At 55.4% G+C, this 20,842-nt stretch carries 15 protein-coding genes; 8 read left to right on the top strand and 7 right to left on the bottom strand.

All coding sequences use genetic code 11. The features are described 5' to 3' along the window. Position 1: 1 nt before the first annotated feature. From VK738_15675 to VK738_15660, 4 genes are all read left to right on the top strand, one after another. Entirely contained in the window at positions 2 to 1,015 is a 1,014-nt protein-coding gene (locus VK738_15675) for a potassium channel protein (protein HTD24097.1), read from the top strand. Continuing rightward, positions 1,012 to 2,607: an NAD(P)H-hydrate dehydratase gene (locus VK738_15670; GenBank protein ID HTD24096.1), complete on the top strand. Its 1,596-nt coding sequence runs from the start codon at positions 1,012 to 1,014 to the stop codon at positions 2,605 to 2,607. Before VK738_15675 ends, VK738_15670 begins: the two co-directional genes overlap by 4 nt. Then, a complete protein-coding gene (tsaE, locus tag VK738_15665; GenBank protein HTD24095.1) occupies positions 2,604 to 3,041 on the top strand; it encodes a tRNA (adenosine(37)-N6)-threonylcarbamoyltransferase complex ATPase subunit type 1 TsaE in 438 nt (145 codons plus the stop codon). The genes VK738_15670 and tsaE overlap by 4 nt, the downstream gene beginning before the upstream one ends. Before the next feature lie 79 nt (positions 3,042 to 3,120). Further along, the gene (locus VK738_15660; protein HTD24094.1) at positions 3,121 to 3,258 is read left to right on the top strand and encodes a hypothetical protein; all 138 of its coding nucleotides are present in this window, start codon (positions 3,121 to 3,123) and stop codon (positions 3,256 to 3,258) included. 39 nt (positions 3,259 to 3,297) lie between these two features. Here the strand turns inward: VK738_15660 and VK738_15655 are convergent, their stop codons facing one another. After that, on the bottom strand, positions 3,298 to 4,068 hold the full coding sequence (locus tag VK738_15655) for an enoyl-ACP reductase (protein HTD24093.1): 771 nt from the start codon (positions 4,066 to 4,068) through the stop codon (positions 3,298 to 3,300). A gap of 62 nt (positions 4,069 to 4,130) precedes the next feature. Further along, positions 4,131 to 5,414 carry an MFS transporter gene (locus tag VK738_15650; protein HTD24092.1) on the bottom strand — a complete coding sequence of 428 codons (1,284 nt, stop codon included), beginning with the start codon at positions 5,412 to 5,414 and terminating at the stop codon, positions 4,131 to 4,133. 210 nt (positions 5,415 to 5,624) lie between these two features. On the opposite strand from VK738_15650, the gene VK738_15645 reads away from it, so the two are divergent. After that, positions 5,625 to 6,992 (top strand): prolipoprotein diacylglyceryl transferase family protein, encoded by a 1,368-nt coding sequence (locus VK738_15645; protein HTD24091.1) that lies wholly within the window; start codon positions 5,625 to 5,627, stop codon positions 6,990 to 6,992. Between the two features lie 640 nt (positions 6,993 to 7,632). Here the strand turns inward: VK738_15645 and VK738_15640 are convergent. The 3 genes from VK738_15640 to VK738_15630 all read right to left on the bottom strand — a co-directional run bounded on the left by VK738_15640 (position 7,633) and on the right by VK738_15630 (position 12,060). Continuing rightward, complete coding sequence (locus VK738_15640; GenBank protein ID HTD24090.1) at positions 7,633 to 8,307, bottom strand: hypothetical protein; 675 nt, start codon at positions 8,305 to 8,307, stop codon at positions 7,633 to 7,635. Between the two features lie 350 nt (positions 8,308 to 8,657). After that, on the bottom strand, positions 8,658 to 10,538 hold the full coding sequence (locus tag VK738_15635) for an ATP-binding protein (GenBank protein HTD24089.1): 1,881 nt from the start codon (positions 10,536 to 10,538) through the stop codon (positions 8,658 to 8,660). 130 nt (positions 10,539 to 10,668) lie between these two features. Then, positions 10,669 to 12,060 carry a sigma-54 dependent transcriptional regulator gene (locus tag VK738_15630; protein ID HTD24088.1) on the bottom strand — a complete coding sequence of 464 codons (1,392 nt, stop codon included), beginning with the start codon at positions 12,058 to 12,060 and terminating at the stop codon, positions 10,669 to 10,671. A 342-nt stretch (positions 12,061 to 12,402) separates the two neighbouring features. Between VK738_15630 and VK738_15625 the strand changes: the two genes are divergently transcribed. The 3 genes from VK738_15625 to VK738_15615 all read left to right on the top strand — a co-directional run bounded on the left by VK738_15625 (position 12,403) and on the right by VK738_15615 (position 18,275). Next, on the top strand, positions 12,403 to 14,175 hold the full coding sequence (locus VK738_15625; GenBank protein HTD24087.1) for an OmpA family protein: 1,773 nt from the start codon (positions 12,403 to 12,405) through the stop codon (positions 14,173 to 14,175). A 256-nt stretch (positions 14,176 to 14,431) separates the two neighbouring features. Then, entirely contained in the window at positions 14,432 to 16,033 is a 1,602-nt protein-coding gene (locus VK738_15620) for an outer membrane beta-barrel protein (protein ID HTD24086.1), read from the top strand. Between the two features lie 205 nt (positions 16,034 to 16,238). Further along, positions 16,239 to 18,275 carry a YCF48-related protein gene (locus tag VK738_15615; GenBank protein HTD24085.1) on the top strand — a complete coding sequence of 679 codons (2,037 nt, stop codon included), beginning with the start codon at positions 16,239 to 16,241 and terminating at the stop codon, positions 18,273 to 18,275. A 300-nt stretch (positions 18,276 to 18,575) separates the two neighbouring features. Here the strand turns inward: VK738_15615 and VK738_15610 are convergent, their stop codons facing one another. Next, complete coding sequence (locus tag VK738_15610; GenBank protein HTD24084.1) at positions 18,576 to 19,961, bottom strand: cation:dicarboxylase symporter family transporter; 1,386 nt, start codon at positions 19,959 to 19,961, stop codon at positions 18,576 to 18,578. 25 nt (positions 19,962 to 19,986) lie between these two features. Then, positions 19,987 to 20,823 (bottom strand): 2,3,4,5-tetrahydropyridine-2,6-dicarboxylate N-succinyltransferase, encoded by an 837-nt coding sequence (locus tag VK738_15605; GenBank protein HTD24083.1) that lies wholly within the window; start codon positions 20,821 to 20,823, stop codon positions 19,987 to 19,989. Positions 20,824 to 20,842 lie beyond the last annotated feature (19 nt).

Raw genomic sequence — 20,842 nt, 5'->3', positions numbered from 1 at the left:
CATGCGTGCCCTTCGCCATCTCAAGTTTTTAGCTATCGCGCTGGTGGCATTGGTTGCGGTGGGCACAGCGGGTTTCCACTATATTGAAGGATGGTCGTGGTTCGACGGCTTTTACATGGTCGTCATCACGCTGACTACAATTGGTTATAGCGAAGTGCATCCGCTCTCGCACGCCGGCAAGGTCTTCAATATTGGGTTCATTATTGCCGGGGTGGCCCTGGCGACAGTTGCTATCGGCTCGCTGACGCAGTATTTGCTAGAATTCGAACTCACCAAGGTTCTGGGAAGGCGAAAGATGGGACGCGAAATCGCGCGGCTCCAAAACCATTACATCATCTGCGGCGCTGGCCGGGTGGGACACCGCGCTGCCCGTGAGCTGGCGCGCAAGCCCGTTCGATTCGTTGTGTTGGAGAAAGACGAAGCCCGCCTGCAGGACCTGGAGCCGGAGTGGCTGGTTATCCAGGGCGATGCCACCCAGGAGAAACTTCTTCATGAGGCCCACATCGAACGCGCGATTGGGCTGGTCGCCGCTACAACCACAGATGCAACCAACATTTATATCGTGCTCACGGCGCGCAGCCTGAATCCCAAACTGCGAATCATTGCCCGCGCCAGCGAAGAGGCAGCGGAAAAGCACCTGCTCAAGGCCGGAGCTGATTCAGTAGTCTCTCCCTATTCTTTTGCCGGCCATCGCATTGCCCAAAGCTTTTTGCGGCCCAATGTGCTGGATTTTCTGGATATCGCCACCACCCGTGAGGGCAGGGTGGAGATGGTGATTGAAGAAATTCATATCGGCCAAGACTCTTTTTTTGCCGAGAAGACCGTAGGAAATTCGCTGATTCACCGAGATTATGGGATCATTGTCTTGGCCATAAAACACGAACAAGGGAAGACGATTTTCAATCCGACAGCCAATGTCGTTATCCAGGCTGGCGACCATCTTATCGTTATGGGGGAACCGGAAAGCATGGCGCGGCTGGAAGCGGCCGCTTCCAGCACTATCCAACGCTCATGAAGATTGTTACTACCGCCGAGATGCGCGAGATTGACCGCATCACCACTGAAAAATATGGCATACCTTCGCTTACCCTCATGGAAAATGCGGGTGCAGCGGTAGCCGAGTTTGTATTGGAGCAATACCCAAAAGCGGAAGAAATTGGGGTGATTTGCGGCAAGGGCAACAATGGCGGCGATGGATTTGTGGCCGCCCGCAAACTTTATGACTCCGGAAAGAACGTGCTGGTGCTGCTTTTGGCTGATCCGAAAGAGTTGAAGGGCGATGCCGCCGTCATGTTCGAAAGATTGCCGGTGGCTGCGGTTTGTGCGCGCAATATAAAGGAACTGGAGCAGGAATCGGCAATGCTGGTGGCGAATGCAAACGTGCTGGTGGATGCGATTTTCGGCACTGGTTTTCGTCCTCCGCTCACACCTTTCCATACCAAGGCTTGTGAACTCATCAACGGTACGCGCCCGGTGGTTTCCGTGGATATCCCCTCGGGAATTGATGCCGATGAAACCGACATGAAGAAGATAAGAAAGACAATTTGGGCGTTTTCCAATGGCGTTGTCACTTTTACCGCTCCCAAACCTGCTCATGTTTTTCTGAACCTGACTCCGCACCCGGTTGTAGTTGCTCAAATCGGCTCTCCCCGTAACGCGATCCAGTCGAAATTGAAGCTGGAAGTGATCACGAAAAACGATCTCCACACGCTCTGGGTCCCTAGGCCGTGGGACGCCCACAAAGGACTCTTTGGCCATGTGCTGGTCATGGGAGGCTCAACCGGCAAGGCCGGTGCCGCAGCCATGGCAGCCATAGCAGCCATGCGTGTGGGCGCTGGGCTGACGACTGCGGCAACTCCTAAATCGGTCTTGCCGACCGTAGCGGGTTTTGCCCCGGAGCTGATGACAGTACCTCTCCCTGAGAACGAAGCAGGCGCGATAGCAATTTCTTCGCAAGAAAGTGCAATCAAGAAAGTTTTAGTCGGCAAGACTGTAGTTGCCATCGGTCCGGGAATTTCCCGCGCGCCTGAGGCGGAACAATCCGTGCATGCCATCGTGGCCCATGCCAAAGTTCCGGTAGTCATTGATGCCGATGGTCTAAATGCCTTTGAAGGAAAAGCCAATCTGCTGAACGGGAAGCAGCGCCCTCTGATCCTGACGCCGCACCCTAAAGAAATGGCGCGCTTGACGGGACTCTCCGTGGATGAAATTGAGAGCAATCGGGTGGAAATCGCGCGCAAATTTGCGGCAGAGCATCGGCTGGTTCTTGTCTTAAAAGGACACAGAACCTTGGTGGCAGATCCGGAAGGAATGGTTTGGGTCAACATGACGGGAAACCCGGCAATGGCCAAGGGCGGATCGGGAGATGTGCTGACCGGAATGGTCGCAGGATTCATCGCACAGAGCCCAGATCATTTGTTTAATGCAGTGCTTGCGGCGGTGCATATCCATGGCCTCAGCGGTGATTTGGCGGCGAGGTCGCTGGGAGAGCGCTCGGTCCTTGCTGAAGATATTATCCAGCAAATTCCGCATGCGATTCAGGCTTCAGACCAGCTTACGAATCGTCCGGTAAGTCTCACACTCGGACGCGCACGGAAACGTCAGTGAGTGTGGAGAAAGTCTTCAACACTTCTTCAGCAGAGGAAACTATAGCCTTAGGGCGGGAGTTTTCTGGGCAGCTAGGACCGCCTAAATTGGTTTTACTAAAAGGAGATTTAGGAGCAGGGAAGACCACTTTAGTTAAAGGAGTAGTTGAAGGATTTAAAGCAGCTTCGCAAGAAGAAGTCACCAGCCCGACCTTTACTCTGATTCACGAATACCACTCGCCGCAAGCCGAAATTTACCACATAGACCTTTATCGCATAGATACACAACGCGAACTTGAAACGCTCGGCATCGACGATCTGTTCGGTGCACGCAGCCTCGTCATCATCGAGTGGGGCGAAAAGTTTGAGCGCTTCTGCAAAGAGCGCGATGTGGAGATTGCTATTGAGAGGACAGGCGAGAACCAAAGACGGATTACGGTGTTGCAGACGCCTTGATTTTCCCACGATGTCATACCGTCATTTCTCTCTTCGCTTGGAGCGTATGTTGTACGATGCTAAAGGAGGATATTTCACAATGTCATTAAACAATGGAGACAAATCACGGGACAATCGCCAGCGCAGAGCGCGGCTCAAGATGCGCGAAAAGTTGCGCGAGCTGAAGAAGACGCTTGCGGTGGGCGCCGAGAAAAAACCGAAGGGCAAAATGAAATAGTGGGACTGACTCTAGCCATAAATCGTAAATCTTTAATCCTCAGAATCCCATGATGTTGTAGCCGCAATCCACGTAGATGGTTTCGCCGGTGATGCCGCTGCCGGCGTCTGAAGCCAGAAAGAGTGCGGTCGAGCCAACCTCGTTGACATCCACATTCCGCTTCAAGGGAGCGCGTTCGGCGTGGGACTTAAACATGTCTCTCACGCCGGGGATGCCGCGAGCAGCGAGAGTCATGATGGGGCCAGCAGAGATCGCGTTTACCCGGATGTTCTGCTTGCCCAGACTGTCGGCCAGATAGCGTACCGTGGCCTCAAGCGCCGCCTTGGCCACGCCCATGACGTTGTAGTTAGGGACCACTTTTTCTGCGCCGTAGTAGGTCATTGTAATCATGCTGCCACCCTGCTGCATTAAGGGTGCGGCGGCGCGCGCCAGGGCGATGAAGGAATACACGCTCACGTCGTGGGCGATGCGGAAGCCTTCACGCGTGGTATTCACGAAGTCGCCTTTCAGCTCTTCGGCGGGAGCGAAGGCGACGCTATGCACAAGCGTATGTAGAGTCCCGTATTTCTCCTTGAGTTGGGAGAAGAGCCGGTCAATTTCTTCGTCGCGCGAGACGTCACAGCGAAAAGCCTCGGCGCCGGGCAGGGCTTCAATCAGATCTTTGGCTTCCTGCTCCAGCCTCTCGTTCTGATAGGTGATGGCCAGCTTGGCTCCCGCTTGCTGCAGGGCCTGCGCGATGGCCCAGGCGATGCTGCGCTTGTTGGCGACTCCGAATACGACTGCAGTGCGTCCTTCCATACTATTGGACATGTTTTCTCCATAAAAAAGAACTTTTAGGATAACAAATTGAGCTGAGCGATCGGCCGTCAGCACTACAGCGATTCGGGCGCACTGACGCGCATGGCCCGGGCTTTGCGTTCCACCGGCCACATGACCGCGGTGCAGGCCAGCGCATAGATGCCGCCGATGCAGGCGAAGGCCAAGGTCAGGCTGATGCGGTGGGCGACAGTGGCAACGCCTATCCCCAGGAAGAGTTGCAGGATGGTCCCCAGGAAGTAGAAGGTGTTCTGCACGCGTCCCATGAAATGCTTGGGCACAATCTCCATCATCTCGCTGGCAAGAGCGGTGTGGGTGATGCCTCGGCCTGAACCCATGACCACGTAAACAAGAACAGCAATGGCAAGAAACTGCGAGAAAGGCAGCACCACAAGGCATATTGCCAAGACGCCCAGCCCGATCCCGGCGGAGCGGTGGGCATGCAAGTGCTTAATCAGCCAGGGAGAATAAAGTGCGCTGGTGAAGGCCCCGATTCCCCAGCCGCCATTGAACCATCCGTATCCGACGGCGCCGGCGTGCATGATGCGGTCGCTGAGCGGAGCGGTCACAGCGCCCTGAGTCAGCATGGCCCCGATAAAGAGCGCCCAGCCCAACCCGACCAATTGCAGGTGAGGCTTGCCCTTGAGGTAATGAATGCCTTCGGAAAGCTCGTGAAAATATTTTGTCCAGGTACCCTCTTCAGCAGGGGGTTGAGACTGCGAAGCTGCCGGGTCGGCGGCTTCTGGTTGCAGGCGAGCTACAACGTGACGTCCTTTGCGAACGTTGTAGTAACACAAGAAAGAAATGACGTAGGTGGAGAAGTCAATCACCAGGATCCAGCCCAGTCCGATGTGGTCATAGACGAAGCCGACGAGCGCGCCGGCGATGAGCCATCCCCCCTGGAAGCTGGCCATCAGAAAGTTATTGGATTGGACGTACTGGTCGGAAGGCGTGACCTCCTGCAGCAGAGCGTTCATGGTCGGCCAAAATAGCCAGAAGCCGGCTGAGACCAACGTGAACATGGCGTACAGGTGCCAGGTTTGCACCTCGCCGCGCAATGCCAGGATGGCAACAGCCAGCGTGATGCTGCCACGCGCAAAATCGAGGATCAGGATCAGGTGCCGGCGGTCCTCGCGGTCAATCACTAGACCGGAGAAGGGAAGCAGAAATAGCGCAGGAATCGTCTGTAACAGAAGCAACTTGCCTAAAGCCATTTCCGAGTGCGTGATCTGCAGCACGTGCCAGAAGACGGCGGCGGCGTTCATCCCGCTGCCAATCATGGAGATAAGATTGGCGGCAAAGATGAACCGCATGGCGCGGCTTTGCAGAATTTTACGCATACTTCCAATGTATCGCATCTTTGTGCTGCGTGGAGGGAATGGGTTGTTGAGCTTCTTGAGCACCGAGTGAATTTTGGGAGCGAAGCAAAAAACATTTGCCGCAGATTAACGCAGATGAGCGCAGATTTATGAAAGCGTGCGAGCCTTCTTGTTGGAAAAGCTGCTGACATATACTGAATATGAGAATCTTTTTTTGGAACGAGGATTTTTTTGTATCCATTTATTCACATCGGACCGTTGGAGTTAGGGACGTACGGCATCCTGGTGGCGATTGGCACTCTCATCGCTTACTTTGTGCTTCGTGCCGACATGCTACGGCGCAAGCTGCCGGACGTTGCCGACACGATCATTCTGGTCACGGCGCTGGCCGGCATCGTAGGAGCCAAGCTTTATCACGTGCTGGAGCGCCCTGCCGATCTGTTCGCGCATCCTGCCGCTGAACTGTTCAGCCGCGAAGGTTTTGCCTGGGCAGGAGGCCTGATTGCCGGAATTCTGAGCCTGTTGTGGCTGGCGCGGCACTACAAGATCCCGATTGCCACCATGTTTGACGTGGCCGCGCCTGCCGCAGCCCTGGGATATGCAATAGGGCGCATCGGATGCCTGGTCTCAGGCGATGGAGACTACGGCATTCCAACGTCTTTGCCCTGGGGCATGAGCTTTCCCAACGGACTGGTTCCGACTACGGAGCGCGTGCATCCGACGCCTATCTATGAATTTCTTGTTGGCCTGGTGATTTTCCTTTACCTGTGGAAGCTGGGCAGCAAGTCGTTGCGCAAACCGCGTCCGCAGGGTGAGGTAATTGCCGAATATTTTATCTGGACGGGGCTGGCACGTTTTCTGGTGGAGTTTATCCGGATCAATCCGCGTTCGGTGTTTGGATTGTTCAGTAACGCACAGTTAGTGGCGTTTCTTTCGATGATCGTAGGCGTGGTGATCCTGTTCTACATCCGAAGGGGATTCAAAGGCGAGAAGCAGGAGCACCGTATCCTGCGCCATTCCAGCCAGAAGGGCGATGTGGTGCAACCCGAGTATCACAAGGCTACGGCGGAGTGTCCGAACCCAGAGCGCTGGCGCATGTTTGATTCCATGACCGCCGAAGTCGAGGTGCTGGAGTTTCTGCAGTCGCTGGTGACCACCACCAAGCCGCAGCTCATTGTCGAGACCGGGACATTTATGGGAATCAGCACGCTGTGGATGGCTGAAGGCGTGAAGCAAAACGGATTTGGAAAGATTGTGACGTGCGAGTTTGATCCGCTGGTGTATGCCAAGGCACGCGAGCGCATTCAGGAATCCGGCCTGAAAAAATGGATTGACCTGCGCAATGAATCGAGCCTGGAAATGAAGGTCAATGGCCCTATCAACATATTTTTCAGCGACAGTGCCATTGAAATCCGCGAACAGGAGGTTCGGTACTTTCTTCCCCAGATGAGCTCCGATGGCTTGATCCTGATGCACGATGCCAGTTCGCATCTCAAAACCGTACGCGAGGCAGCCTTGAAGATGGAACAGGAAGGGCTGATCTCGGTCTTGCTTATGCCCACCCCGCGCGGACTCGTGCTGGCACAAAAAAGGGCTTAGGAAGTCCTCAGTACTTTACCTTTTAGTTATTTTCACTATCCTGTTTTTCCGGCCCAAAACTCGGCATCCGACCCCCACTTGCTGCAAGTGGTTGGAACCACCTGAAACAACCATGATCGCCGCATATTTACTGGGGAAAGTCGCTTTTGCGGCGGACACTTGCTGAGATAGTCTGAGGTGTTTACTGGATAGATATCACTTGCAGGAGAGCAGTCTTCAGTCGTCAGTTCTCAGTCCTCAGGAAAAACTCCGGCTTCGTCCTTCGGAGAGATGGCCTCAACCCCACTTGCTGAAATAGGCCGTATAGATACTAAGTCACAGTTAATCAATGACATATCGAAGAAATATGGTGCACTAGCAGCAAGTGCCGCCAGAGTCCTCAGTCCTCAGAACTATGAATCGAATTTTCAAAGACCAAATGGGCGCGAGCCCCGCATTCTGAAATGCGTAAACGTTGTTCTGAGGGCTCCGCAGCCCCCTCGACTTCGCTCGGGGTGCTACGCCCTCGCCCACTGCTCGCTCTATCCGGCGCTCGCATTGGGCTCACCCTAGAGACACGTTTAGCACAATGATGGCCTGTCGTTTCCAGGAAAGCAATGTTTTGATATCAGAATGGTACCATTCTTGGAGCTGAAGCTCCTCAGCGCTTGATGAGCTCGTCGGTGAGCAGGTGGGCTTTGACGGCGAGGTTGTTGGCGCGCAGCAGGTCGCCGTCAGTGGTGGCGGCGCGTGATTGCGTCATGTAATTGCGAATCTGTGCCACCATGGCTTGCTCGTCAACCGTCAATGTACGGTTGATGCCCTTGAGGGCGTCGTCTGTAGAGAGCAGGAGTTTCTCTGTCGCCTCGCGCTGCCGGTTGGCTTCATTCTGGTCGATGCCGGGAAGAATTGCCCCCGGAGGCTCGGACGTTCCGCCATCGTGGACTACAGTTTTTTCAGGTTTGTCAGGTGTATTGGGCGCAGGCGTAGCCGTTGTCATCGGTGCTGCCAAGACGGCAGGTGCAGGGGTTGCGTTGGCTTCTTTGCTCGCGGGAGGATTCGTTGCCGGAGCAGTTTTCTTGGCGTGGTTGTGTTTAGTCTTTGGCTTGGCTTTGGGCTTGGAGGCCGACGGAGTGGTAGTAGCGGTTTGATTCGCCGGAGCAGTAGTCGCAGGCGGTTGAGTTATCGTGGCCGGCTGTGTAGCAGGTTGCGGAGACGAAACCGTAGGCGCTTTTGCTTGCGGCGCGACTGTAGGCTGTTTCTTCTTATTGCAGCCAGTAATCAAGGCTGTGGCTGCGAGCAACCAGATTCCGAGCTGGGACGAGTGGCGTTTCATCGCAACAATTCTTCCATTGTATCGTGCACTTGAGTTTTTTTGGCCGCTAAGCGGTTTCAGTGTCTCATAGGCCAATTGATCTAGAGTCGTGTTTCAAAAAATGCTCGCGGCACAGCCCTCAGCGGTTAAAGAGACTGTGTGAGAAGTCGAAGGCATAGCGTCGTCCCTAACGGGACTACGAATTGTTTCCCACAATACCCAGCGCTGAAAGCGCTGGGCTATAATACGTCACCCCTTCGGGGTTGTTCGTCCTTCCGGTGCCCACAAAATTGAGTTCTCATACCATTTTTGAAACACGTTCTAAGTACTTATTCAGCCAAAATAAGGTTGCTGCTGTACTGCATCACCCATCACAATTTTTTTGGCACAGGCACTGCAAACTCACGTGAGTCAGTAACAGCCCCCAACAAGGGCAGCCGCAAACGAAAGCTGGTTCCCCGGCCATCGCCGGACTCAAAATCCACCGAACCGTGGTGCAGTTGCATGACCTTGTAGGTCATGGCCAGACCGATTCCTGTGCCAGTCTTCTTCGTGGTGAAGTAAAGGTCATAAATCTTGTCGCGAATTTCGGCAGGGATGCCGCTGCCCTGGTCGCGTACTTCAACCATAATTTCATCGTCTTCTTTCGATGCCCGGATGCTTAGAGTTCCTCCCTGGGGCATGGCCTGCACTCCATTCAGCACGACATTCAAGAGAGCCTGCTTAAGCAGGTCAGAATCGGCACGCGCCAGCAGGGACTCGACAGGAAGCTGACGCTCGATCTTCACTCCCTGGCGAGCGGCGTCGGGCGAGGCCAGTTGGGTTACGTCATCCACAAGCTTGCGAACGTCAAGCTCAGTAAGGCGCAGCTCCACCGGGCGGGTGAAATCCACCAGCATCTGCACTACGCGGTCGAGTCTATGAATCTCGCTGCCAATGACATCCATGTGGCGGCGGGTTGCCGGATCGGCCTGCTGCAGCTTCTGGCGAAGAAGCTCAAGGTGCACCACGATGGCGTTGATGGGGTTCTTGACCTCGTGTCCTACGCCGGAAGCAAGCCTGCCAATCGCCGCCAGACGATGGGAGAGTTCAATCTCGCTTTCGATGCGGCGCACCGACTCGGCATCCCGCAGGGTCAATAACGCGCCAATACGCTCGCCGCCCTCTTCAATAAAATCCAGACTCACCATAACGCGGCTGCCGTCTTCCGTTTCAACTTCTCGTTGCGCGATGGGCGTATGCGATTCAAAGCTGTCGAGCACGGTCCGGCCCAGGGCAGTATCTTTGAGAAAGAATTCGTCTACGTTGTGGCCCAGCATGAGTTCACGCGAAACTCCGAGAAAATTTTCTACCGCCGCGCTGACCAGAATGGCCTTGGAGTCGCGGGTGAACAGAATCAATCCATCCTGCAGATTGGCCATGATCTGGTCGAGGTTGTCTTTGAGGGCGCTGAAGATCTCCTTTACGTCGCGCATCTGCTTCCCCAGGCGGTTGATCTTGGTGGTCACCATGCCAACTTCATCGCCGCGCGCCGCTTCGTGTTCAGGCTCGGGCGCTCCGCCGGTCATCAGATCGAGTCGCCGGCCAATCAGAACCAGGGGCCGAAGGGCAACGTTAGAAAGCAATGCCGCCAGAATGAAGGTAACCAGAATCGCGATTCCGGAGAGCAGCAGGGCATGATTGAGCTGGGGACGCAGCTCGCTCTTGAGAAATACAGTTGAAATTCCCACACGCACCGAGCCGAAGGGAGCGCCATCGCGCTCGATGGGAACGCTTATTTCATAGACCTTGGGGGGACCGTAGACCATGGCAAGCTGCTGACGAAAGCTGCCGTCGCGTACGACCTTGAAATTTTCACGCACGGGCAGGGGATTGCCGCTCAATGCAACCATCGAATCGGTGTGAAGCAGAGCGCGACCATCAGGACCGGCAATGGCTACGTCATAGATGGGACGCGAGTATCCCACGATAGACTGCATGAGGGAGTTCAGGCCAGGATCAGTCTGAAGAATTTCTTCTGTGGCTTCGCGTACGGCCTGCGGATTGCCGGTATCTACCTGGGTGCTGCTGAGATCTGCTTCCAGCGCCTCATGGGTGACGAAGAAAATCTGGTGGGCGACAAAGTCGCCGTTGTCGTAAGTATCCTGTACGCGCTGATGGACTATCTGCAGCACGTAAATGCTGGAAGAGGCCACCACCAGCGCCATCACCATGCCGCTGATGGCCAGTACGAGCTTGGTTTTCAGACGCATGAGGTCTAGTCCTCAGTCCTTAGTCCGCAGTCGTCGTTTCTATAAGGGCTCCGCAGCCAGAACAAGGCTGCTACGCCCTCGCTTTTGGTTCGCGCGGGACAGCGCTCACCAAAAGCTCACCCGTTTGGCATCATCCGTTGCCGTCGGCTGCACCGATAGACGCGCCGTATTCTTTCAGTTTGTTGTGCAAGGTCTTCAGGCTGATGCCCAGAATCTCGGCGGCGCGGGTTTTGTTGTTGTTGGTGGATTCCAGCGTCTTCAGAATCAGCAGGCGCTCGGCCTCGCCGACCGTGGTCCCTACTCCAACCCGAACTGAATTGGCGTCGTGCCCCGTTGCGTGCACTCCCATCGAACCGAACGCAGGGGGCAGATGGAGATGCTCGATGACTTTGCCGTTGCAGGCTATGACGGCGCGCTCCAGCGTGTTGCGCAGTTCGCGGATGTTGCCCGGCCAGTTGTGGTCCTGAAACGACTTCATCACTTCATCACTCACCATGGCCGCTTCGCGTTCGTGCTTGCGGCTCATATCGGCCAGCAGATGTTCGGTCAGGTCGGGCAAATCTTCCTTGTGGTCGCGCAGCGGAGGCAGATGAATGTTGAAGACGTTCAGACGGTAATACAAATCATTGCGCAGCTCTCCCTTCGCGACGGCTTCTTCAGGAACTTTGTTGGTGGCCGCGAGTACGCGTACATCTACTGTAGTCTCAACCTTGCTGCCCAGGCGGCGAAGTTTGTGGTCTTCGAGTACGCGCAAAAGTTTGGCCTGTGTGTTGACCGGCATTTCGCCAATCTCATCAAGCAGGAGCGTACCCTCTTCTGCCAGTTCGAAGCATCCTGCTCTGCGTTCCAGGGCGCCGGTGAAGGCGCCTTTTTCGTGCCCAAAAATTTCGCTTTCAATCAAGGTTTCGGGGATGGCCGAACAATTGATGGCAAGAAACGGTTTCGCCTTACGCGGACTTAAGTCATGAATACTGCGCGCCACCAGCTCTTTGCCAGTGCCGCTTTCGCCGGTGATCAGGACGGAAGCTGTGCTGGGCGCTACCATCTCAATCAGGCGGAAGACTTCCTGCATTTTTTTGGACGATCCCACCATCACCCCGAGTACGCCGGTGTCACGCAGTTTGCGGCGCGTGGCTTCCAGCTCACGCTCGGTGCCGCGCTGGCGCGAGGCATTGTTCAGGATAGTTTTCAAACGGGCAGGATCAACCGGTTTTTGGATGAAATCATAGGCCCCGGTCTTCATGGCGTCCACGGCGACATCAATACTGCCTTGGGCGGTCAGCAGCACCACGGCGGCCGAGTGTGGCTGTGAGGCGATGCGTTCCAGCAGCTCCATGCCGCTCATGCGCGGCATCTTCAGGTCGGTAATAACAATTGCCGGCGACCAGGCAGTAAACTTCTCAAAACCTTCAGCGCCGTCTTTGGCGGTCTCTGTGCGATAACCCCAGGCCGAAATCAGTTCGGCCAGGCCGCTGCGCTCGTTTTCTTCATCCTCGACGATTAGTACTTTTTCCTGGTTCATACGAAAGCTTCAATACCATTATGGCATTGCGGCCAGGTGACAAACTGCTGTTCAAAATCTACGCATACCTGAGGGGTACAGGTATATAAGATGCAGCCTGAGCCAGGTCCGCCACTCCCCCAAATGTAATCCCGTTATTTATACAGTAACTTTGCAGTAAACATTCGTAAAAAATTTGAAATCAACACTTTGCACTTGTTCGGGGTTGCTTGTACAATTTTGTACACTACACGGAAGTAGCAGCCGTGCAGCCCTGTTTTATTCAGAAGTCAGCCGTAAATTTTTAGGAATCTAAGTTGCAGACCTTAGTCAACGGTACTAATAGTTCCGGAGGGTTCTTCCATGTTGCATCGAATCAAAAGAGGTATCGCCCTTCTGTCGGTAGCTGCCTGTCTATTGCTGGCGGGCACCACAGTGTTTGCGCAAGACCAGCCTGCCCCGAAGTGGGAGATTTTCGCAGGCTACTCCTGGGCAGATCCCAATGCAAAAATTAGCGGTGTTCCTTTGCGAAACTACCCCGTGGGCGTGGGCTTGGCCGGCACCTATGACTTCAATAAGTGGCTAGGCCTCACGCTGGACTACGGTGGCCATTTCAACAACGGCACCAGCGGAACCAGGATCCCCAGCACTCTGAATACCGTTATGGCGGGTCCTAAGCTGACCTTCCGCGGAGAACACTTTTCTCCATTCCTTGAGGCCTTAGTCGGCTATTCGCGTCTTGCGCCCGACCACTTTACGGCTGACAATCGCTTTGGTTTCGAGGGTGGAGTCGGTATTGACATGAACCTGACCAAGCACTGGGCCCTGCGGCTGATTCAGGCCGACTTCATAACCGCCCATCACCGTTTTGGCGCCGGAGGCTTGCCGGGATCGGGTGTGCCTAAAACCATCCTGCGCGCCACCCGTTTGCAGGGCGGCGTGGTTTGGCTTGTCGGAGGGGAAGAGGAGAAGCCAGTTTCTGCAAGTTGCTCGGTGGATACATCAGAAGTCTGGGCGGGTGAGCCGGTGAAAGCCACGGTCACGCCGCAAAATTTCAATCCTAATCACACGTTGAATGTTGATTGGACCACCAATGGCGGCAAAGTGGAAGGTACGGGACAGTCGGTTACCATCAACACAACGGGCGCGGCGGAAGGACAGAGCTATAACGTCAGCGCTCATGTCACCGATCCGCACGACAAAAAGGCCGTGGCCAGCTGCCAGACGTCCTTTTCTACCAAGAAGCGCCTGCCACCGACCATTACCTGCAACGCAAGCCCTTCCAGCGTAGTGCAAGGCGGCTCAATCACGATTCATTCTGATGCCAGCAGCCCGCAGGGCGGTCCGGTTACCGTCGCAGTCACATCTGGCTGCGGCGCGAGTGGACAGGGCACTGACGTTGCAGTGGATACCTCCAACATTCAGCCTGGCAGTTGCAGCGCGACCTGTACCGCCACTGACGACCATCAGCTGACGGCGAACTCCACCACTAGCTTCTCTGTACAACCAAAGCCGGTGGTTCAACCGCCGCCGACTCTTGTGCTCCGCAGTGTCTACTTCGCCACGGCGCAGCCGACGGAAAAGAATCCTACTGGCGGGCTAGTCAAGAGCCAACAGGCCACGTTGACTGGGATAGCTTCTGAATTCAAGAAATATCTTGACGTCAAGTCGGACGCCAAGCTGGAGCTGGAAGCCCACGCTGATCCGCGCGGCAGTGTTGACTACAACCAGGCATTGACCGAACGTCGCGCAGCGCGAGTCAAGAGCTTCCTGGTAGATCAGGGCGTGCCGGGTGACAGCATTGATACCCGCGCGCTGGGCAAGCAGGAGCAGCTCTCAGCCGACAACGTAAAGCAATCGATGGAAGACGATCCTTCGCTGACGGCTGGAGAAAAGAGGAGACTGCAGCAGAACATGCGCACGATTGTCCTGGCAGCGAACCGGCGCGTGGATATGAAAGTGGAGGCGCCGGGCGTGCCTTCGCAGTTGTCCGAGCGACGGTATCCGTTTAGCGCCGCCGATGCCCTCTCCCTGATCGGTGGAAGAGAGAAACCAAAGGTTGCGCCGCGCACTGGCCCGAAGAAAGGGCCAGCCAAAAAGGGAACCAAAGGCGGAACCAGAAGAAAAAAGAAATAATCAACTTGGAAAGATGACGATAACTCTGCGGCACGTGAGCTGCCCTCACGTGCCGCAATTTCTTACGCATCTGGAAATCGCAGCCTGGGCCGTTGTTTTTGGCTGCGCCGTAACGTAGTTTTCACGCACCCCGTAGCCTTTTGGTTACTCATACGCAGTCAGACGTTCAGCCGTAAGTTTGTTCAGCCGTAAGTTTTAGGATACATAAGTTGCAGACCTTAGTTAGACGGTACTAATAGTTCCGGAGGGTTCTTCCATGTTGCATCGAATCAAAAGAGGTATTGCCCTTTTATCGGTAGCTGCCTGTCTGTTGCTGGCAAGCGCCACAGTGTTTGCGCAAGACCAGCCTGCCCCGAAATGGGAGATTTTCGCAGGCTACTCCTGGGCAGATCCCAATGCAAAAATTAGCGGTGTTCCTTTGCGAAACTACCCTGTGGGCGTTGGTTTGGCGGGCACCTATGATTTCAATAAGTGGCTAGGCCTCACGCTGGACTACGGTGGCCATTTCAACAACGGCACCAGCGGAACCAGGATCCCCAGCACCCTGAATACCGTTATGGCGGGCCCTAAGCTGACCTTCCGCGGAGAACACTTTTCGCCGTTCCTTGAGGCCTTAGTCGGCTATTCGCGTCTTGCGCCCGACCACTTTACGGCTGACAATCGCTTTGGTTTTCAGGGTGGAGTCGGTATTGACATGAACCTGACCAAGCACTGGGCCCTGCGGTTGATTCAGGCCGACTTTATAACTGCCCACCACCGTTTTGGCGCCGGAGGCTTGCCGGGATCGGGTGTGCCTAAAACCATCCTGCGCGGCACCCGTTTGCAGGGTGGTGTGGTATGGCTTATTGGAGGGGAAGAGGAGAAGCCAGTTTCAGCAAGTTGCAGTCTGGAACCGACTTCACTGCTGGCCGGCGAAGCTGTAAAAGCCACTGCCACACCTACGAATTTCCCGCCCAACCACAAGCTGACCTATACCTGGAACTCCACCGGCGGAAAAGTGACTCCTAATGAGGCAAACGCGGCCATTGATACCACTGGCCTCGCCCCGGGCAGTTACACTGTCTCCGCCCACGTGACCGACAACAAGCGGGTTGCAGACTGCTCTGCGCCGTTCACAGTAAATGCGCCGCCGGCGCACTCGCCAACCATGTCATGCACGGCGAACCCAACGTCGGTTATCACGGGTGATCCTTCCACCATTACCTGCGATTGCAAGAGCACTGATGGAAACACGGCAAGCGTCAGTAACTGGTCTGCGAGCGCAGGCAAGGTCACTGGCAGCGGCGCCACCGCGACGCTGGATACCGTGGGTGCACCTGCAGGACCTATTACGGTAAGAGCAACTTGCACTGATGACAAAAACGGCTTGACCGCTCCGGGAAGTGCGAATGTGGATGTGACTCCGCCGGCTGAAAAGCCACATGCTACCAAGGCTTGCGAGATTGATTTCGCCATCACCATCAAGAAGGGCAAACCAGCCCGTGTGGACAACGCCGCCAAGGGTTGCCTGGATGGTGCTGCCGATGCCTTGTTGCAGAGCCCGAACGCCAAGTCAGTCTTGGTGGGCGAGCAGGAGGAGAAAGAGAAGCCGAAGACGTTGGCAGCACAGCGTGCCGTCAACACCAAGGATTATCTGACCTCCGGTGAAAACCAGAAGGCAATTGATGCCAGCCGTATTGATCCACGCACCGGTACCGATAGTGAGGCGAAAGTCGAGGTCTGGATTGTGCCGGAAGGCGCTAACTTCGACCAAGACCGCCCTGGCACCACTCCGATCAACGAGGCCAAGGTGAAACCGCAGTCTCGCAAACCGGCAGCACCGGCCAAGCGGGCACCTAGGAAGAAAAAGGCGGCCTAAGCCGTAAACCGTGGTTTAACAGTAGTTTGGGCCGGTCGGCATCGTCCGACCGGCCCTTTCTATTGTCCCTCAGTAACCTTGCCTAAATGAGTTCCCCCAGGCATCCTAGTATGACGACCGCCACTCAATTTAGGTTATTCTGGCCAAAGCGAAAAGCTTATTTAAGAACTCCCCCAGACAAGGTAAGGTAATCAAGGTGAAATCTATGAGGAAATGGCAGTTCTTTGCTCTGCGAATTCTTATTGCGGCCATGATTTGCACGATCACACCCATGGTTTTTGCGGCGCATTGGGCCTCACTCGGCCCCGAAGGCGGCGATACTCGCGCATTCGCCTACGATCCACAGAATCCCGACCGGGTTTTCATGGGCACGATGGCGGGAAAACTTTTCCTGTCCAACGATGGCGGAGCCAATTGGACGCGGATCGCCCATCTGGGAAGCGATGACAGCTACGTTCTCGATAAAATCGCTATTGATCCCACAGATACCAAGATCATTTACGTTGCTGCTTGGGGAGTGGGCAATGTGGGCGGCGATCTTTTCCGCTCGAAAGACGGGGGCAAGAGCTGGCAGACCATTGATGCTCTGCATGGCAAATCGCTTCGCGCCCTGGCTTTGGCCAACACCGACCCAAAAACAATTGTTGTGGGCGCGCTCGATGGCGTCTTTCGCAGCAAAGATGGCGGCGATAGCTGGACGCAGATCACTCCACTGAACCATAACGAGATGAAGAACTTTGAGTCGGTGGCCATTGATCCCACAAACCCAGACATCATCTACGCCGGAACCTGGCACCTGCCCTGGAAGACCATTGACGGCGGAGCCAACTGGAAGAACATCAAGAACGGTGTGATTGACGACTCCGATGTATTTTCCATCATCATTGATCCGAAAAACCCGCAGGTGGTTTACATCAGCGCCTGCTCGGGAATTTATAAGAGCGAGAACGGTGCTGAGCTCTTCCATAAGATCCAGGGAATGCCCTTCACCGCCCGGCGCACACATGTGCTGAAGATGGATCCAACCAACTCCGAGGTTGTGTATGCCGGAACGACCGAGGGCCTATGGAAGACGATCGATGGTGGCAAGAGCTTCCATCTGATGACCTCGCCCAGTGTGGTGGTCAATGATATTTATCTTGATCCGCGCAATACCAGCCGCCTGCTGCTGACGACGGACCGCGGAGGAGTTTTGCAAAGCGAAAATGCCGGAACCACATTTTCCGCTTCGAATCGTGGATTCGCGCATCGCCAGGTAGGGTCGTTGTTGCTCGATAATAATGACAGCAGCACGCTCTACGCCGGGATCATCAACGACAAGGAGTTCGGCGGCGTATTCGTTTCGCACGACAACGGGTTACATTGGAGCCAGATGAGCTCAGGTCTGGGCGGACGCGATATTTTTGTGCTCCGTCAGACTCCAGACGGCGCGCTTCTTGCCGGCACCAACCGCGGCGTTTTCACTTCCAGCAAAGACGCATCAGGCTGGAGACCGCTCAACGTCATGATCAAGGAAACGACAACTACAAAACGCGTGCTGCGCCCCGCCAAGGCGAAACTAAAACCTGTGGCGCAGATGGTTTCGACCACCAAAGTCGAACGCTCCGAGTTCACAACGCGCGTCAACGACATCGCTTTTGCCAATAACGTTTGGTATGCAGCCGCGACCAATGGCTTGTTCAGCTCAGCCAACCGCGGCCAAAGCTGGAAGGGCGGAACTATCGCAGGCCAGAGCGACTTTGTGGCAGTGCACACGCAGCAGAGCATGGTTGCAGCAGCCAGTCATACGGGAGTAGTGGTTTCTGTTGATGGCGGCGCTCATTGGTACGCTGCCAATGTTCCTTACTTCATCACCGGGATCCATGACCTGGCGGTTGATGGGGAGAATACTCTGTGGATTGCAACTCACATGGGCGTCTTCCGCAGCACGGACTCAGGCGACAACTGGGAGCATGTGCTGAACGGCCTGCCGTCAACCAATGTGGATTCTGTTTCCTATGATGAAGAAGGGAAGCGGCTCCTGGTTAGCAGCACGACTACGACGACGGTGTACGAATCCAAAGATGGCGGCCGTAAATGGCATTCATCCGGCCACCTGGGATGGGAGGTACGCTCAGTTACCGCCGGACGTGGCAAACTGTTTGTCACCACCGCCTATGATGGGGTAGTCGCTCCGAGCGAAACCATCAGCAACGACTCTTCGAATACAGCAAGCGTTGCCGGCACACCAAGCAGCCAGTAAGTCTTAGTTGATTTGATTTTTAAGCCCGCAGGAGAAATCCTGCGGGCTTTTGTTTTTGGTTTAACCACATTTGGTTTAATCACAAAGGACACAGAGGAAAATTCGCCACGGATTACCACAGATCTTTCGGAGGGGCACGGCTTCAGAGACTGCGGAAAAAGTCCTCGTGTGTGAAGACGTGTGTCAGGGCACGAGTCGTGCCGTAAGTCGCTGAAAAATGACAATTCCTTGCTGCCGCGGGCATGCGCGTAGCGAAGCGGAGCGCCCGAAAGAGAGGGCATACCAACATTGAAAATGGTTCTACGTCAGGGCTTCTACGGCCGCAGGCGACGATGTTTTCTCGGGGAATTCGCCCTCCCAGCGGGCAACCACCACGGTTGCCAGGCAATTTCCCAGAACGTTGATCGCGGTACGGCCCATGTCCAGAAGTTGATCCACCGCGAACAGAATCAGGATAGGGTCTTTGGGAAGGCCCAACTGATCGGCGGTGCCCAATAGAATCACGAGCGACGCTTTCGAGACTCCTGCCACTCCTTTGCTGGTAAGCATGAGTGTCAGCATCATCGTGAGTTGTTGGCCAAAACTCAAATGAATGTGGGCCGCTTGCGCTACAAAGATTGCAGCAAGTGAAAGATAGATTGAACTGCCGTCAAGATTAAAGCTGTAGCCGGTGGGCATGACGAAAGCCACAATTGACCGCGGCACTCCAATGGATTCCATGGCTTCCATGGCGCGTGGAAGCGCGGCTTCCGATGTGGCTGTGCCAAACGCGATCGAGACCGGTTCGGCAACAGCTCTGAGAAACTTTCGCAAAGGCACACGCGCCAGCAGCGCAATCGGCAGCAAAACCAGGAAGATGAAAGCCAGCAGCGCGCAGTACAACGTAACCAGGAGCTGGAAGAGGTTCCCGATAATCCTCAGCCCACCCTGGCCTACAGTGAAAGCAATGGCGGCGCCAATGCCTACGGGGGCGAACAGCATAACCATGTTGGTGAATCGGAACATGGTTTCCGACAGGCTCTCGCAGAACTGCACCATGGGCCTTCGCCGCTCCTCTGGGACCTGCGCCAAAGCAATGCCGAACAGGATGCTGAAGATCACCACCTGCAATATCTGGCCTTCTGCAACAGACTTGGCAATGTTTTCCGGAAAAACATGCAGAATGATTTCAGTCGCGCCGGGGCGCGCTGGGGTTGGAGCTGTGGCGGAGGCATCGCCTGCTTGCAGTTGTACTCCCATCCCGGCTTTGCTGATGTTAATGGCTGCCAATCCGATCAGCAGGGCCAGGGTCGTGACCACCTCAAAATAAATGAGGGACTTGATTCCCATGCGGCCGACCTTTTTGAGATCGGGATGGCCGGCAATTCCGCTGACTAGAGTTCCGAAGAGCAGGGGAGCGATGATAAGAGTAATCAGGCGCAGGAAAATCTGACTCAGCACCTTAAGGTGCCCAGCGGCTTGCGGCCAGTCGTGGCCAAGTTCCGCACCGGCGAGCATGCTAACCAGGATCCAGGGAGTCAGGGAGCGGCGCAAGAAAGCATATGCGATCAGGACTGCGATTGCCGCCCAGCGGGCTGTCATCAGAGCGGCTTCTGGAATGGGGACTAGCCGAAAATGCGCCAAAGTAGTCAGAATGGCGGCGAGACTACCGGCTACAAAGCCCGCCAATAAGATGTTCTTTTTCATGATTTTTTTTAAAAATCTTCAAGCGTTACCGCAATAAATCTTCGAGCTCGACCCGGCTGTCGGTTTTTTCATCACGGTACTTGACGATGACTGGCGTGTACAGCGAAAGGTTCCATTCCGCGCCTTTGCCGTGGGCGACGGCCCGGGAGCCAGGTACAACTACGGCATTTTCCGGGATTACGAGGGGCTGCTCATCGGTAGCACGGTAGACTTGGCCGCGAACCAGATCGTAAACCGGCGTGGAGCGGGTCAGTATAGTCCCAGCGCCCAACACAGCGCGGGTCCTGACCTGCGTGCCTTCATAGACTCCGCAGTTTCCGCCGACCAGGGCTTCATCTTCGATTACAACCGGAGCAGCGCTGACAGGCTCCAGCACTCCGCCAATCTGGGCGGCGGCACTCAGGTGCACACGCTTGCCAATCTGAGCGCAGGAGCCAACCAGAGCGTGGGAGTCTACCAGGGCGCCTTCATCCACGTAAGCGCCCACGTTGATATACATGGGCGGCATACAGATCACCGAGGGCGCCACATAAGCGCCTTCGCGCACCGAGGAGCCTCCCGGGACGATACGAATGCCATCGCCAACGTGCCAGCGGCGGGCAGGGTAGGTGTCTTTATCCACGAAGGAGAGGGTTGCGTCGGAGCCCATCTCAGCCAGTTCACCCAGGCGAAAGCCCAGCAGGATTCCTTGCTTCACCCAGACGTTGGCATACCACTGGTTGCCGCGTTTTTCCGCGGCGCGGATTTTCCCGCGTGAAAGAGAGGAACGGAATTCGAGAAACACCTCACGCGCGGAGGATTCTGACTTGGCCTGCGCTCCCAGAGCAAAGAGCCGTTCAATTTCATTCTGTAAAGGTTGCATCGCGGCTGAGTATACACGT

This window comes from Terriglobales bacterium, assembly GCA_035487355.1.
In the GTDB taxonomy this organism is placed as follows: Bacteria; Acidobacteriota; Terriglobia; order Terriglobales; family Acidobacteriaceae; genus QIAW01.
This window is presented reverse-complemented; position numbering and strand designations above follow the sequence as displayed.